Annotated in this window: 18 protein-coding genes; 9 read left to right on the plus strand and 9 right to left on the minus strand. The window is 60.5% G+C overall.

The window, feature by feature from the left end; genetic code table 11:
- The first annotated feature begins 28 nt into the window (after positions 1-28).
- From ureE to ureG, 3 genes are read left to right on the plus strand one after another with little or no spacing between them, the layout of a single operon-like run.
- The gene (gene ureE / locus IGW03_RS19060; RefSeq protein WP_194724123.1) at positions 29-553 is read left to right on the plus strand and encodes an urease accessory protein UreE; all 525 of its coding nucleotides are present in this window, start codon (positions 29-31) and stop codon (positions 551-553) included.
- 1 nt (position 554) lies between these two features.
- On the plus strand, positions 555-1,235 hold the full coding sequence (locus IGW03_RS19065) for an urease accessory protein UreF (protein WP_194724124.1): 681 nt from the start codon (positions 555-557) through the stop codon (positions 1,233-1,235).
- A 36-nt stretch (positions 1,236-1,271) separates the two neighbouring features.
- A complete protein-coding gene (ureG, locus tag IGW03_RS19070) occupies positions 1,272-1,898 on the plus strand; it encodes an urease accessory protein UreG (RefSeq protein ID WP_194724125.1) in 627 nt (208 codons plus the stop codon).
- A gap of 49 nt (positions 1,899-1,947) precedes the next feature.
- Here ureG and IGW03_RS19075 read toward each other — a convergent pair whose 3' ends face one another.
- From IGW03_RS19075 to IGW03_RS19095, 5 genes are all read right to left on the minus strand, one after another.
- Complete coding sequence (locus IGW03_RS19075) at positions 1,948-2,748, minus strand: competence/damage-inducible protein A (RefSeq protein ID WP_194724126.1); 801 nt, start codon at positions 2,746-2,748, stop codon at positions 1,948-1,950.
- 73 nt (positions 2,749-2,821) lie between these two features.
- Entirely contained in the window at positions 2,822-3,688 is an 867-nt protein-coding gene (locus IGW03_RS19080) for an EI24 domain-containing protein (RefSeq protein ID WP_194724127.1), read from the minus strand.
- Positions 3,688-4,674 (minus strand): sterol desaturase family protein, encoded by a 987-nt coding sequence (locus IGW03_RS19085; RefSeq protein ID WP_194724128.1) that lies wholly within the window; start codon positions 4,672-4,674, stop codon positions 3,688-3,690. The genes IGW03_RS19080 and IGW03_RS19085 overlap by 1 nt, the downstream gene beginning before the upstream one ends.
- Before the next feature lie 58 nt (positions 4,675-4,732).
- Positions 4,733-5,530: a polysaccharide deacetylase family protein gene (locus IGW03_RS19090; protein WP_194724129.1), complete on the minus strand. Its 798-nt coding sequence runs from the start codon at positions 5,528-5,530 to the stop codon at positions 4,733-4,735.
- Positions 5,530-6,498, minus strand: a complete 969-nt coding sequence (locus IGW03_RS19095) for a YVTN family beta-propeller repeat protein (RefSeq protein ID WP_194724130.1) — start codon at positions 6,496-6,498, stop codon at positions 5,530-5,532. Before IGW03_RS19095 ends, IGW03_RS19090 begins: the two co-directional genes overlap by 1 nt.
- Between IGW03_RS19095 and IGW03_RS19100 the strand changes: the two genes are divergently transcribed.
- The 5 genes from IGW03_RS19100 (at position 6,497) to IGW03_RS19120 (ending at position 8,422) form a co-directional block, all read left to right on the plus strand.
- Complete coding sequence (locus IGW03_RS19100; protein WP_194724131.1) at positions 6,497-6,805, plus strand: hypothetical protein; 309 nt, start codon at positions 6,497-6,499, stop codon at positions 6,803-6,805. The two genes, IGW03_RS19095 and IGW03_RS19100, sit on opposite strands and share 2 nt — an antisense overlap.
- A gap of 17 nt (positions 6,806-6,822) precedes the next feature.
- On the plus strand, positions 6,823-7,131 hold the full coding sequence (locus IGW03_RS19105) for a hypothetical protein (RefSeq protein ID WP_194724132.1): 309 nt from the start codon (positions 6,823-6,825) through the stop codon (positions 7,129-7,131).
- 96 nt (positions 7,132-7,227) lie between these two features.
- Positions 7,228-7,584 (plus strand): FKBP-type peptidyl-prolyl cis-trans isomerase, encoded by a 357-nt coding sequence (locus IGW03_RS19110; protein ID WP_194724133.1) that lies wholly within the window; start codon positions 7,228-7,230, stop codon positions 7,582-7,584.
- Between the two features lie 179 nt (positions 7,585-7,763).
- Positions 7,764-7,988, plus strand: coding sequence for a hypothetical protein (locus IGW03_RS19115; RefSeq protein ID WP_194724134.1), 225 nt, complete (start codon positions 7,764-7,766; stop codon positions 7,986-7,988).
- 179 nt (positions 7,989-8,167) lie between these two features.
- Positions 8,168-8,422, plus strand: coding sequence for an acyl-CoA-binding protein (locus IGW03_RS19120; RefSeq protein ID WP_194724135.1), 255 nt, complete (start codon positions 8,168-8,170; stop codon positions 8,420-8,422).
- A 55-nt stretch (positions 8,423-8,477) separates the two neighbouring features.
- Here IGW03_RS19120 and IGW03_RS19125 read toward each other — a convergent pair whose 3' ends face one another.
- The 3 genes from IGW03_RS19125 to IGW03_RS19135 are packed head-to-tail and all read right to left on the minus strand — an operon-like array spanning position 8,478 to position 11,164.
- Complete coding sequence (locus IGW03_RS19125; protein ID WP_194724136.1) at positions 8,478-8,759, minus strand: polyhydroxyalkanoic acid system family protein; 282 nt, start codon at positions 8,757-8,759, stop codon at positions 8,478-8,480.
- Between the two features lie 2 nt (positions 8,760-8,761).
- Complete coding sequence (locus IGW03_RS19130) at positions 8,762-9,751, minus strand: 2-hydroxyacid dehydrogenase (protein ID WP_194724137.1); 990 nt, start codon at positions 9,749-9,751, stop codon at positions 8,762-8,764.
- A gap of 6 nt (positions 9,752-9,757) precedes the next feature.
- Positions 9,758-11,164, minus strand: a complete 1,407-nt coding sequence (locus tag IGW03_RS19135) for a sodium:proton antiporter (RefSeq protein ID WP_194724138.1) — start codon at positions 11,162-11,164, stop codon at positions 9,758-9,760.
- A 400-nt stretch (positions 11,165-11,564) separates the two neighbouring features.
- Between IGW03_RS19135 and fdxA the strand changes: the two genes are divergently transcribed.
- Positions 11,565-11,888, plus strand: coding sequence for a ferredoxin FdxA (fdxA, locus tag IGW03_RS19140; RefSeq protein WP_194724139.1), 324 nt, complete (start codon positions 11,565-11,567; stop codon positions 11,886-11,888).
- A gap of 386 nt (positions 11,889-12,274) precedes the next feature.
- Here the strand turns inward: fdxA and IGW03_RS19145 are convergent, their stop codons facing one another.
- Positions 12,275-12,508 (minus strand): hypothetical protein, encoded by a 234-nt coding sequence (locus IGW03_RS19145; protein WP_194724140.1) that lies wholly within the window; start codon positions 12,506-12,508, stop codon positions 12,275-12,277.
- Positions 12,509-12,584: the final 76 nt, after the last annotated feature.

Raw genomic sequence — 12,584 nt, forward strand, 5'->3', positions numbered from 1 at the left:
CCGGACCGATCCGGCAAGGCAACGAACCATGCTGACACTCCATACGAAAATAGAAAAAGCCGACAAGATCGACGGCGAACTCGTTCTCCCCTACGACCTGCGCGAAAAGAGCCGCCTGCGCGCCCAGCTTGTTTCCGGAGAAGACGTGGCTTTATTCACAGTGCGCGGCACCGTGCTGCGCAACGGCGACCTGCTCAAGGGCGACGACGGCCGCATCGTGAAGATCACGGCGGCGCAGGAAGCCACCTACCGCGTCGAATGCGATACGCCGCGCAACCTCCTGCGCTGCGCCTTCCATCTCGGCAACCGCCATACCCAGGCGCAGGTGGACGGCGATGCGCAGCACGGCTTCCTGCGCATCCGCAAGGATGCCGTGCTCAAGGAAATGCTGGAAGGGCTGGGCGCGAAGGTGACCGAGGAACTCGCGGCCTTCGAACCCGAGTCGGGCGCCTATGGCGGCGGTCATCACCATCACGGCGACGACCATCATCACCATCCGCTGGCGCCGATTCCGCTGCGCCAGAAGATCCATCGCCCGTCGGACAAAAGCTGACATGCATGCGACCGCACTGCTGCACCTGCTGCAGCTGTCCAGTCCGTCGCTGCCGATCGGCGCCTACAGCTATTCGCAGGGCCTGGAAGCAGCGCTGGAAAACGGCACGGTGCATGACGAGGCGACCGCGCGAGCATGGATCGTCGACACGCTGCATCACGTCGTCGCCCGCTTCGAGGCGCCGGTGCTGTGGCGGCTGCTGCAGGCGTTCGCGGAGCGCGATGCGGCGCGCGTGGCGGAATGGAACGAACGCTTCATCGCGGCCCGCGACACGGCCGAGTTCCGCGCCGAGACGATACAGATGGGCTATTCGCTTTCGAAGCTCGCCATCGATCTCAAGCTCGGTGACGACGGCTTGCGCGCCGTCCTGCAAGCCCAGCCGGAAGTGCCTTTGCCGACCGCGCTCGCCTATGCCGCCGTCGCGCTCGAGGTGCCGCATGAAGCGGCACTTCTCGGCATGCTGTTTTCCTGGGCCGAGAACCAGGCGCTGGTGTGCGTGAAATCCGTGCCTCTCGGCCAGGTGGCCGGTCAGCGCCTGCTGCTGTCGATGCGGCCGGAACTGGAAAGCGCGGCGCAGCAGGCGATGCAGCTGGCTGACCATGAACTCTCGAACTGGTCGCCCGGCCTTTCGCTGCTGTCGATGCGGCATGAAGTGCAGTACAGCCGGCTCTACCGTTCGTAGATCCTATTGAAACTACCAAAGACACAAAGACAATACATGACAACTTCCTCCAACCCCCTGCGCGTCGGCATCGGCGGTCCGGTCGGCTCCGGCAAGACGGCGCTGTGCGAAATGCTGTGCAAGACGATGCGTGACCATTACGACATGGCCGTCATCACCAACGACATCTACACCAAGGAAGACATGGAGATCCTGCTGCGCGCCGATGCCTTGCCGGCGGAGCGTCTGATGGGCGTGGAGACCGGCGGCTGTCCGCATACCGCGATCCGCGAGGATGCCTCGATCAACCTCGAAGCCATCGCCCGCATGAGCGCCGACTTTCCCGATCTCGACCTGATCCTGGTGGAATCGGGCGGCGACAACCTTGCCGCGACCTTCAGCCCGGAACTGTCGGACCTGACCATCTACGTGATCGACGTCGCCGGCGGCGAAAAGATTCCGCGCAAGGGCGGCCCCGGCATCACCCGATCCGACCTGCTGATCATCAACAAGACCGATCTTGCGCCTTACGTCGGCGCCAACCTGGACATCATGGCCAGCGATGCGAAGAAGATGCGCGGCGAGCGGCCTTTCATCTTCACCAACCTGCGCAGCGGCGATGGGGTAGAAAAGGTGGTGGACTTCATCCGCAAGCAGGGCTTGCTGGATGAGGTGAAGAAATAAAGATGGAGTCGAAGGCGCGCCGGGCGCGCCCTATCGATGAATCAGCTCCTCAAACCGGCTGGTACTCGGCATTGAACCTGTCGAGGCCGGCCAGCATCTTCAGGTAGGCGGCCTCGACCTGGTCCGGCGCGCCCTTCACGCCGAGTTCGATATGCCGGCGCGTATTGGCGTCGCCGACGCTCGGCAGGCTGAACACCTTCACCAGCGGATACTCCGCCTCGATCGCCTCCATCAGCGGCGTCAGCGTCGACTCCGCCTGTTCATACACCAGCACCGCCTTTTCCAGGCGCGGGACGGTCTGGAACAGATGCGAGTATTTCGTATCGAGCACCCATTCGATCATCGGCCAGGCCATGACCGGGAAGCCCGGCACGAAATAAGCGGCGCCGCCGACGCCGTATTCGACGGAGAAGCCGGGAATCTTGTTGTAGGGGTTGGGAATGATGGATGCGCCCTGCGGAAACTCGCCCATTTTCATCCGGTGCGCATTGTCGGCCGCGTTGAAATCCGGCTCCTTGCCCGCCTCGCGCGCGACATCGGCAATGCGTTCCTCTATCTTCAATTTGGCTTCCGGGTGCAGCACCAGCGGCATCTTCAGTGCAGCCGCCGCGCACTGCCGGGTGTGGTCGTCGGGCGTCGCGCCGATGCCGCCGCAGGAGAACACGATGTCGTCGCTCTTGAAGACGCGCTCCAGGACGGAGGTGATGCGCGCCCTGTCGTCGCCAGCGTACTCCGCCCAGGACAGCTGCAGTCCGCGGGCGTTGAGCAGTTCGACCACTTTGGGAAAATGTTTGTCGACGCGCTTACCCGAAAGGATTTCGTCGCCGATGATGATCAGTCCGAAGGCCATGGCATGGAGATTGTGGTCAAAAGGGCATTATGCCTCAGTCGCAACAATCCGACCGATCGTCATCCAAACGCTATCACTCAGGCGGCGGATTAATGTCCTTCAGCCCACTCGCTGACGGCACGACGGCAGTGGTGGATGTGACGGCAGGCGCGGCCCGATATTGCCGAAGCGCATCAAGGCAGTAATGCTCGAACCACAAACCGGTAAAAACGAATACCAGCACATACAGCCAGATTGCGCCGGCGGCCAGTACGGGAAAGAAAATCACCGACAGCGCGCCGCCCAGCCACAGCAAGGTAGGCGCCGCGCCCATCGCGCCGGTAATCGCACCGATCACCAGCAGCGGCCACCGGTGCTGGCGCAGCACCGTCTTCATTTCTTCCGCGCTCGCATGTTCGGACAGTGCGTCGTAGGCCATCACCCGATAGGTAAGCCATCCCCACAAGGCGGGCTGCACGACGAAGGTCAGCGGCGGAAACAGCGCCAGCGGCAGCGTTACCAGCCACAGGACCGCAAAGATCAGGAAAGAGTAGGTGGCGATCCAAAGACTGCCGAGTACCGAGCCGCCCTTCTTCATCTCCAGCTCCGGATAATGCCGGGTGCCGACATGGCGCACGATGATGGGCATGGCCATGACACCAACGAAGACCAGCGCGGTCAGTATCATCAGCGGCAGCAATACCCACATTGCAATCAGCGGCACCAGCACCGTGCTGATCGCGCCGAGGCCCAGCCAGCCGAGCACGTCGCCGGCGACGCGGAAGCCGCCGCTATCCGTGAAGTAGGCATGCAGCCAGTCGATCATCGGCTGCAGTCCCAGCCACAACAGCACGCCCCAGATCGCCACGGAGACGATGAAGGGCAGCACGGTCAGCAGCAGCATCCTGTAGTGCAGCTGCGACAGCATCGCCTTGCCGAAGGTGACCAGGATCTTCTGCATCAGGAGGCTTTCCTCCGGCTGAATTCCAGCATGCGCTTGAGGCCGAGCCGTTGCTGGGCCCAGAAGCCGGCGCCGTAATCCCGGCCCTTGCCCTGCGGCGGCGGCAGCTGGTCGCGAACCCCGGTTTCGGCGAACTCCTTGCTGAAGTTGGCGGAACCGAACAGGATGTCCCAGACCGGAAACAGCACGGCGAAATTGCAGCCGCGCAGCTTTTTCGTGCCTGCCGGCTCGTGCCCGACACCGATCGCATGATGGGTTCGGTGGAAGCGGGGCGATACCAGCAGGCGCTCGCCGATGGCGCCGAAATGAATGCGCACGTTCGCATGCTGCAGGCTCTGCTGCATGCGGGAAATTACCACCAGCAGCAGGTACTGCGAAGGCTCGACGCCGATGACAAGTGCAATCGTCGCCATGTAGACGTCGCGGATCAGGTCGTCGAGCAGGTGGTTGCGGTTGTCCGACCACAGGTTCATGTCGGCCTGGCTGTGATGCAGGCTGTGCAGGCCCCACCACCAGCCCAACTGATGGCTGGCGCGGTGATACCAGTAATCGAAGAAATCCAGCACCACCAGATAGATGAGGAATGCGACCAGCGGAATATCGGTCACGCCCGGCCACAGGGTTTCGAGATTGAAGTGCACCACGCCATACAGCCGCAGATGGCCGGCAATTGCATCGAATATCGGATCGAGCACGAAGAACACCGCCAGGGTGAACGCGCCGAGGCGGTGGATGCAGGTGTAGAGGAAATCGATGCGGCGCGCCGCCGGATCGAGGTTTTTCTTCACCGGGATCCAGGATTCGAGCGGACGCAGGACGATGAACAGCAGGGCCAGTTCGAGCAGGCCGATCAGGAACCATTCGGTGCCGTCGAAGGCTTCCTCGGTGATGTCGCCGAGGGACAAGGCGTAGAGCAGCGGATGCACGACCGTCTGGAACAGCCAGCCGTGCACCTCCGAGAACCATTCAACCAAGGTTTGAATCATGATTCAACGTATATGGCATTGAGTTGTTGTTATTGAAACCGGGTGAAACCCATGAAGCTCAGCGTGCCTTGCGGTACGCCGGATGCTCGCGCAGCGTGGCGAAGCAGAAACCCTTCTCCTTCAAGCCGGTGATCAGCGGATCAAGCACCGCCGGTACCCACGGGTCCTTGCGCGACCAGATGCCGAGATGGGCCACGAAGATATCACCGTCCTTCAAACCCTTCAATGACCGTTCCAGCAGCTTGGCGTTGGGCCACTTGTCGCTGGGAAGTTCATCGCCGGAAAAGCCCGGGCCTTCGGTCCAGCCGACATGCGCATAGCCGCAGGCCTTGCCGGCGGCCAGCAATCCGGGCGTTGTCCTGCCGCCGGGCGCGCGCCATAGCGGATCGAGCCTGCTTCCCGTCAGTTCGGCAAAGCGCTTTTCCACGCGCTTGAGTTCATCGCAGTACTGGGCGGAAGTCCACACCTGCTTCTTCCCCGCGTCCGGACCGAACTGCGGCTTCATTTCAAGCCGGCCGTCGGGCAGGTCGCGCACGACATAGACATGGTCGAAGGTATGGGTGCCGAAGGCATGACCGTCTGCGGCCAGCGCTTTCCAGTACCTGGCCCAGGCAGGATCGAGCGAATAATCGCCGTTGACCGTCTTTTCGTTGGCAAGAAAGAAAGTGGCGCGGACCTTGTGGCGCGCCAGCGTGTCGGCGATGGTTTGCGCCTGAGACTGGCTGCCGGTGTCGAAGGTGAAATAGAGCGTGCCCTTGCAGGACTCGGGCTGTGCGGGTTGCGCCGACTGGGCGGCCGTTGCCAGCCCCGCCGGCAGGGCGGCGCACAGGGAGGCAGCGGCCAGCAGTCGTTTCATTACATCCGGGGGGCGTGATTGGCGAAATAGACGCCGTGGGGAGAGCGGCCGACCGGGATGGTACGCACGACTTTCCGGGAAGGGACGTCGATCACCGCGACCTTCTTCACCCAGCGCAGCGTCGCCCACAGCGTCTTGCCGTCATCGGCCAGTTCCATGCAATCGGGTCCGCCCGGCACATTGATGGTGCCGACGTTTTCCAGCGTCTGCTGGTCGATGATGTTGATGGTGTTCGACACCCGGTTCGAGACGAAGACATGGCGCTTGTCGCCCATCGCCCGGAAGTTGTGCGCGCCCTCACCCGCCTTGATCTTCTTGACGGTCTTTTGTGCGCGCCAGTCGATGACCTCGACGTAATCGCTGCCCATGATACCGACCAGCAGATACTTGTCGTCAGGCGTCATGACGATGCCCGCCGGCAGCTTGCCGACCGGGATGGTCCACTTGACGGTCTGGGTCGCGAGGTCGATGGCGCTGACTTCGTTGCTGCCCTGCTGCGTGATGAAGACGGTCTTGCTGTCGGCGCTGAAGGCCATGTGGCTGGGCAGCTTGCCCAGCGGCAGGCGTTTGGAAAGCTTCAGGTCCTTGCCGTTGTAGGTGTAGATATCGACATGATCGAGGCGCAGCGCGTTGGACACGAACCACTTCTGGTCCGGCGAAAAACCGATCTGGTAAGGATCGACAATGTCCTTGATGCGGCTCTGGATCTGGCCGGTCTTCGGATCGAGGAAGACCAGTTCATTGCCGACGGCGCTGCCGACGATCAGGGACTTGTTGTCCGGCGTGGCCATCAGGTGATGCGGCTCCTTGCCGACATTGATGTTGCCCACTTCCTGGAAGGTCGTCTGGTCGAGCAGCGTGACGCTTGCATCCCGCGAGTTCAGCACAACGACGACATTCGCATGCGCGGCGGCGGCCAGCAGCAAGGTGGGCAATGCAGATAAGGCAAGGGCAATAGGTCGGAGCATGGAAACTACCAGTCAAGTGGGGGGCGGCTATTATTTTACTCTGCGGAAACCGCGTTTAATCAAGAAAATCTCTGTGCTGTTGCGCCGCATGAAGCGCTTGCTAAAGGTGCATGTCAGAATCGTCAGAAATGCAGCGGCGGCAGTGATGCCGTCAAATGACAACCCAGTAGCAAACTCGACAGAAGGCCGGCATGAACGCGCCTGCTTGTGCAGCCATGGCAGCGCAGTAACGCCCATTCATGCGTTGCCGTTGACACCGCGGCGCATGTTTCAAGGTGCATCGCTGCCGGTTTCCCAGAAGTCTTAGCCAAGTCCAGAAAACCTATGCACCTTATCCAGATTCTCTTACCGCTTTATGACAATGCCGACGCCTCGCTGCCGACCGAACTGTTTGAAAAGACGCGAGAAGAATTGATTGACCGCTTCGGCGGATTGACGGCCTACACGCGCGTTCCTGCCAAGGGCCTTTGGCAGGAAGATGCATCGACCACCGTACGCGACGACATCGTCATCTACGAGGTGATGGCCGATACGCTCGACGAAGCATGGTGGCGTAAATACCGCCGCACGCTGGAGCAGCGCTTCCGCCAGGAGGCCATCGTCGTTCGCGCGCAGAGCATCACGCTGCTGTGAACAGCCCACTGAAAGACCCACCGCCGAGCACAATCCGGCCATCGTTCGACAACTGCTACAATCGCTGCACTCTTGAACAAACGACAAAGGAAAACCATGTCCACCACCATGACCGCTTCCGGATTGCAATATGAAGACGTCACCGTCGGTTCCGGCGATGAAGCCAAGGCAGGCCAGCATGTCACCGTGCATTACACCGGCTGGCTGCAGAACGCAGACGGCAGCGCCGGCCGCAAGTTCGATTCCAGCAAGGACCGCAACGATCCCTTCGAATTTCCGCTCGGCGCCGGCCATGTGATCAAGGGCTGGGACGAAGGCGTGCAGGGCATGAAGGTGGGCGGCGTTCGCAAGCTGATTATCCCTTCCTCGCTCGGCTATGGCGCACGCGGCGCCGGCGGCGTCATTCCGCCGAATGCCACTCTCATTTTCGAAGTGGAACTTTTGGGCGTCTGACGGCTCTTTCCCAAGAGCATCATTACTCCGAAGCCAGTAGTTGAAACGCTGCCAAACGCGCTCGTATCAAGGCTGAATAACCGGGCCTGCCCGCCGCAGGTCCGATCTTCCGGACCGTACTGAAGCTGCAGCGATTTCAATAACACCGGCCGCGCCCGCGGCCTTCACTGGATTCGGCCATGCCATTCAAGCAAGTCCTCCTCTACGCATTCTTTTCCGTCACCGTACTTGTCCTTAACGGCTGCGTGGCCGTCAGCGTCGCCACCACGGCTGTTTCGCTGGCCGGTACGGCGGTCAGCGTGGGCGTCACGGCCGGATCGGTTGCGGTAGGCGCGGCCACCACGGTGGCCAAGGGTGCGGTTGCCGTCGGCAGCGCAGTCGCCGGCGGCGATGACGAAGAGTAAAGAGCAGCACAAGGCGCAGGCCTCCGCAGGCGCATGAATTCCCCGAGCGTTTCCTCTAGAGCTTTTCTTTGGAACTGCCTGTCCCTGTGATATTTTTTGCAGCACTGGCTAGCCCATACGCGCGGCACCGGCCTGCATCAGGCCGGCGACCGGAATATCCACATCAGAGACAAGAACGAATGAGCCTTCAACACCAGTTCGAACAGGCAGTTGCCGATTCCAAGAACCTGCCGGAACGCCCGGACAACATGACCCTTCTGAAGCTGTACGGCCTGTACAAGCAGGCGAGCGCGGGCGATGCCGACGGCGACCGCCCCGGCTTCACCGACATGATCGGCCGTGCAAAATACGATGCGTGGGATGCCCTGAAAGGCGTATCGAAGGAAGACGCGATGCAGCAGTACGTCGACCTGATTACGGATCTCAAAGGTTGAGATTTGAAAGGCTGATAATCAGGGAATCGGACAGTCAAGGCGACTGTCCGATGTTCTACGCCGCGGCAAAGACTCTTGCCATCTTTGCCGCCACCTTTTCCTCTATCTTCGCCGCGAAGGCCTTCATCAGGAAACCGAGCCTGATTTCCAGGAGCGCCTCCCTTTCCAGCAAGGTCAGCGCGCCCGACACGCCGGCCCGCTCGAACAGCAATACATTGCCGTTCCACTGCAGCGCCATGTCGAAATCTCTTGCCATCTGTTCCGCGACTTCCTGAGCGGCCGCTCTTGCTCCCTGGTGACTGAGTGAATGCTGCTGTCTGATACTGATATCTGCCATGCCTACTTAACCTTCGATGTGACTTCGGGGTTAAGGATATTGGGAGGCGCCGCGCCCGTCAATGCGGCAATCAGGTTGGCCGCCGCGCAGTCGGCCATCGCGCGCCGCGTCGGTTCGGAGGCGCTCGCGATATGCGGTGTCAATACGACATTGGAAAGATTCAGGAAACCGGGGTCGAAGGCCGGCTCGTTCTCGAACACATCGAGCCCCGCCGCCGCCAGCCGGTTTGCCTGCAATGCAACGATCAGTGCCGCATCGTCGACGATGCCGCCGCGCGCGATATTGATCAGCGTAGCGCTCGGCTTCATCATGGCCAGTTCGGCCGCGCCTATCGTATGGTGCACGTCGGGAGAATAAGGCAGGGCGAGAATGAGGTGATCGGCACTGCGCAGCAGTTCTTCCTTGCTGACGTAGCGCGCGTTGTTGGCGCGCGCCTCGCGCTGCTCGTCGAGCCGCGAGCGGTTGTGGTAGATCACCCGCATGTCGAATCCCATCGAGCGGCGGGCGATGGCCTGGCCGATGCGGCCCATGCCGAGTATGCCCAGCGTGGCGCCATGGATGTCCATGCCCAGGAGCGTGTCGTAGCGCCATTTCTGCCACTTGCCGGCCCGCAGATAATGCTCGGACTCGGTGACCCGCCTTGCCGTCGCCAGCAGGAGCGCCCAGGCAAAGTCTGCCGTGGTTTCGTTCAGCACGTCGGGCGTGTTGGTCACCACGATGCCGGCCCGCGTCGCTGCGGCCACATCGATATTGTTGAAGCCGACGGCCATGTTGCAGATCGCCTTGAGCCGCGGACATGCCTGGATCACGTCTTCGCTCATGGCCGTGCTCGGCGTGGTGAACACACCATCCTTGTCCTGCAGTTTCGCGATGAGCTCTTCCTTGGCAAAGCTTGCATCCTCCGGATTCGCTTCGACGTCGAAATACTGCTCCAGCCTTTCAACCACATCGGGGAAAACCGCGCGCGTTACGAGAATCCTGGGTTTAGTCATCGCTTGTCACCGGAAGAAAATGAAGGTCATCACAACAAACAGCGGGATCAGCACGGCACATGACCATCCCATGTAGCCGAAGAAGGACGGCATCCTGATGCCGCGTTCCTCGGCAATGGCCTTGACCATCAGGTTGGGTGCGTTGCCGATGTAGCTGTTGGCGCCCATGAACACCGCGCCGCAGGAAATGGCCGCCAATGTGCTGGCCAGCGTCGTCATCAGCACCTGCGGATCGCCGCCTGCCGTATTGAAGAATACCAGATAGGTCGGCGCATTATCGAGGAAGGAAGAGAGGATGCCGGAGGCCCAGAAATACATGGCATCGATGGGCTGGCCATTGGTATCGGTGACCGCCCTGACAACGGAAGCGAAGGCGCCGGCCTCGCCGGCACGCAGCATGGCGATCACCGGAATGATGGTGATGAAAATTCCCGCGAACAACTTCGCCACTTCCTGTATCGGCCCCCAGCCGAACTCGTTGCCCTCGCGCGCCGATTTCGGCGTGATGCGCAGGGAAACAAAAATGACAGCCAGCAGCAGCACGTCGCGCACCAGGTTCTGCAGTTCAATTTCCACGCCGAACAGGGGGAAACTCACACCCGGCTTCCAGAGCCCGCTCATCAGAACCAGGCCGACAATAGCCGCCAGCAAGGCGAAGTTGGCCTTGCCTTCGAAGCGGATCGGCGAATCAGGCGTCGGATCGCTGGGCGGTGGCAACATTTCTTCCTTGTTGCGGTAATAGTGGAGATCGAGCAGAAAGAAGATCACCAAGAGCGCCACGCACAGGAACAGGGTCTCGGGGAAAATGTGCTTGACCGTCCAGAAGAAATCCACGCCCTTCAGAAAACCGAGGAACAGGGGCGGATCGCCGAGCGGCGTCAGCGAGCCGCCGGCATTGGCGACGAGGAAAATGAAGAATACGACAATATGCGCCGCATGCTTGCGGTTGTCGTTTGCGCGGATCAGCGGCCGGATCATCAGCATCGAGGCGCCGGTGGTGCCCATGAAACTGGCCAGTACCGTCCCGATCGCCAGCAGCCCGGTATTGAGCGCCGGCGTCCCGTGCAGGTTGCCGCGCACGCAGATGCCGCCTGCGACCACGAACAACGAAGTGACGAGAATGATGAACGGAATATATTCTCCGGCAAATGCATGCATCGCACCCGAGGCAGCCGTGCCGATGCCGAACAGGGCGGCGCAGGGAAGCAGGAAAGCCAGCGCCCAGCCAAGCGCCACCTTGCCGAAATGGTGATGCCAGAAGCCCGGCGTGATCAGCGGGCAGAGCGCGATGGACAACAGCAGTCCGGCGAAAGGCACGCCCCACCATGCCGACAATCCGCTGCCGTTCAATTCCGCTGCCTGACACCAGAGCGGCGCCAGGCCCGCCAAACCAATGAGAAATCTTGCCCGCACTGCTGTCTCCCTCGTGAATAATTTTGATTACGGCAATTTTATCGCGGAACATTCAACGCTTCGGCGCAACTCACCTACGTATTGATACTGACCCGGGCCGATTTCTGCAGGAGTTGGCCAATGACTAGCCTGATTTGCGTAAATTACGCCCTCCGCGAAGCAGACCTGCGCCGAAGTTGCTCTTCAGGCAATACCGTCGAAAGTGTAGAGTGCTATCCGGGGCGTGCTGCGGGTAGCCCGGCAGAGCGAACGCATTTGCTTATTCATAATCTGTCTAAGTCCCTGTCCAACACCGGTTTGTGGGAAATACCCGAATGTCTTAAAATACAAGGCTTTGCGGCGGGTTGCTTGTCAGCTTCGAAGCAGATCAGTTTCAGAAAAATTTACAGATAGGACTGTTATGACCCACGTTGTTACCGAATCCTGCATCCGCTGCCGTTACACCGACTGCGTAGATGTATGCCCGGTAGATTGCTTCCGTGAAGGCCCGAATTTTCTCGCGATCGATCCCGATGAGTGCATCGATTGCGCCGTATGCGTTGCGGAATGCCCGGTCAATGCGATTTATGCCGAAGAAGATGTGCCGGCCGACCAGCAGGAATTCATCAAGCTCAATGTCGAGCTCGCCCGCATCTGGCCTTCCATCACCAAGACCAAGGATCCGCTGCCGGAAGCCGAAGAGTGGAAGGATGTGAAGGAAAAGCTGCAAGAGCTCGTCAAGTAAGGACAGCAGCGATAGTCAGGAAGACTGTGTCCGCCGTTCGTGCGCATGCATGCGAGGACGGCGGCTACCTCTCATTGATATTGAGTGAGCAAAGAAGGAAGCCCGGCGTTGATGCCGGCTTCTTGAAGACAGAAAGATGGTCGGGCTTCCGGCATTTTTGATGCATCAAGGAAACCACTTCTGGCCATCGGCCGTTTTCAAGACGGCAACCAGTAGCGATAACTTCGCCCCGGCCTCAAACATTCTCCAGAGAGCTGCATTTCTCTACCCGGCGCGGTTCATGCCGGGGAACGAAGTTGCATCGGCTCCGACCGCATCAGCCTCGAAACCATGCAAGGCAAGCCATGGCCTGCCTTGCGGTCAACGTCGATTCAACGCAAACAATCTTACGACGCCGCGCGCATGAAGTCGGGCGTCAAAACCACAGCGGATCCGCCTTGCGCGGCATCGGCCGGTTTGGCGACAGCCTTGCGCGGTGACACCTGCTTGCTGCGCACGCGGCGTGAAAATGCGGTGATGAATGCTGCATAACCGTTCGAACCGGGCCGGATGCCCACCTCGGCGGCTTTCACAATACCCATTTCGAATGTATCGCCCAAGTCATAGGCGTAGTCACCCATTTCCCAGGCGGATTCGTCGCGATTGGCTAATTTCGGTTGCATCTGATACCCCGGTTCAAAACTGAATCAGTCATGT

The sequence above is a fragment of the Noviherbaspirillum malthae genome (assembly GCF_015352985.1).
Classification (GTDB): Bacteria; Pseudomonadota; Gammaproteobacteria; order Burkholderiales; family Burkholderiaceae_D; genus Noviherbaspirillum; species Noviherbaspirillum malthae.

Excerpts from the sequence above, each read along its gene's own strand:
- IGW03_RS19145 (WP_194724140.1), bottom strand. The coding sequence starts at position 12,508 with ATGGGTGACTACGCCTATGACTTGGGCGATACATTCGAAATGGGTATT.
- IGW03_RS19065 (WP_194724124.1), top strand. The coding sequence starts at position 555 with ATGCATGCGACCGCACTGCTGCACCTGCTGCAGCTGTCCAGTCCGTCG.
- IGW03_RS19080 (WP_194724127.1), bottom strand. The coding sequence starts at position 3,688 with ATGCAGAAGATCCTGGTCACCTTCGGCAAGGCGATGCTGTCGCAGCTG.
- ureE (WP_194724123.1), top strand. The coding sequence starts at position 29 with ATGCTGACACTCCATACGAAAATAGAAAAAGCCGACAAGATCGACGGC.
- IGW03_RS19085 (WP_194724128.1), bottom strand. The coding sequence starts at position 4,674 with ATGATTCAAACCTTGGTTGAATGGTTCTCGGAGGTGCACGGCTGGCTG.
- IGW03_RS19090 (WP_194724129.1), bottom strand. The coding sequence starts at position 5,530 with ATGAAACGACTGCTGGCCGCTGCCTCCCTGTGCGCCGCCCTGCCGGCG.
- IGW03_RS19100 (WP_194724131.1), top strand. The coding sequence starts at position 6,497 with ATGGAAACTACCAGTCAAGTGGGGGGCGGCTATTATTTTACTCTGCGG.
- ureG (WP_194724125.1), top strand. The coding sequence starts at position 1,272 with ATGACAACTTCCTCCAACCCCCTGCGCGTCGGCATCGGCGGTCCGGTC.
- IGW03_RS19105 (WP_194724132.1), top strand. The coding sequence starts at position 6,823 with ATGCACCTTATCCAGATTCTCTTACCGCTTTATGACAATGCCGACGCC.
- IGW03_RS19075 (WP_194724126.1), bottom strand. The coding sequence starts at position 2,748 with ATGGCCTTCGGACTGATCATCATCGGCGACGAAATCCTTTCGGGTAAG.
- IGW03_RS19120 (WP_194724135.1), top strand. The coding sequence starts at position 8,168 with ATGAGCCTTCAACACCAGTTCGAACAGGCAGTTGCCGATTCCAAGAAC.
- IGW03_RS19095 (WP_194724130.1), bottom strand. The coding sequence starts at position 6,498 with ATGCTCCGACCTATTGCCCTTGCCTTATCTGCATTGCCCACCTTGCTG.
- IGW03_RS19130 (WP_194724137.1), bottom strand. The coding sequence starts at position 9,751 with ATGACTAAACCCAGGATTCTCGTAACGCGCGCGGTTTTCCCCGATGTG.
- fdxA (WP_194724139.1), top strand. The coding sequence starts at position 11,565 with ATGACCCACGTTGTTACCGAATCCTGCATCCGCTGCCGTTACACCGAC.
- IGW03_RS19115 (WP_194724134.1), top strand. The coding sequence starts at position 7,764 with ATGCCATTCAAGCAAGTCCTCCTCTACGCATTCTTTTCCGTCACCGTA.
- IGW03_RS19125 (WP_194724136.1), bottom strand. The coding sequence starts at position 8,759 with ATGGCAGATATCAGTATCAGACAGCAGCATTCACTCAGTCACCAGGGA.
- IGW03_RS19110 (WP_194724133.1), top strand. The coding sequence starts at position 7,228 with ATGTCCACCACCATGACCGCTTCCGGATTGCAATATGAAGACGTCACC.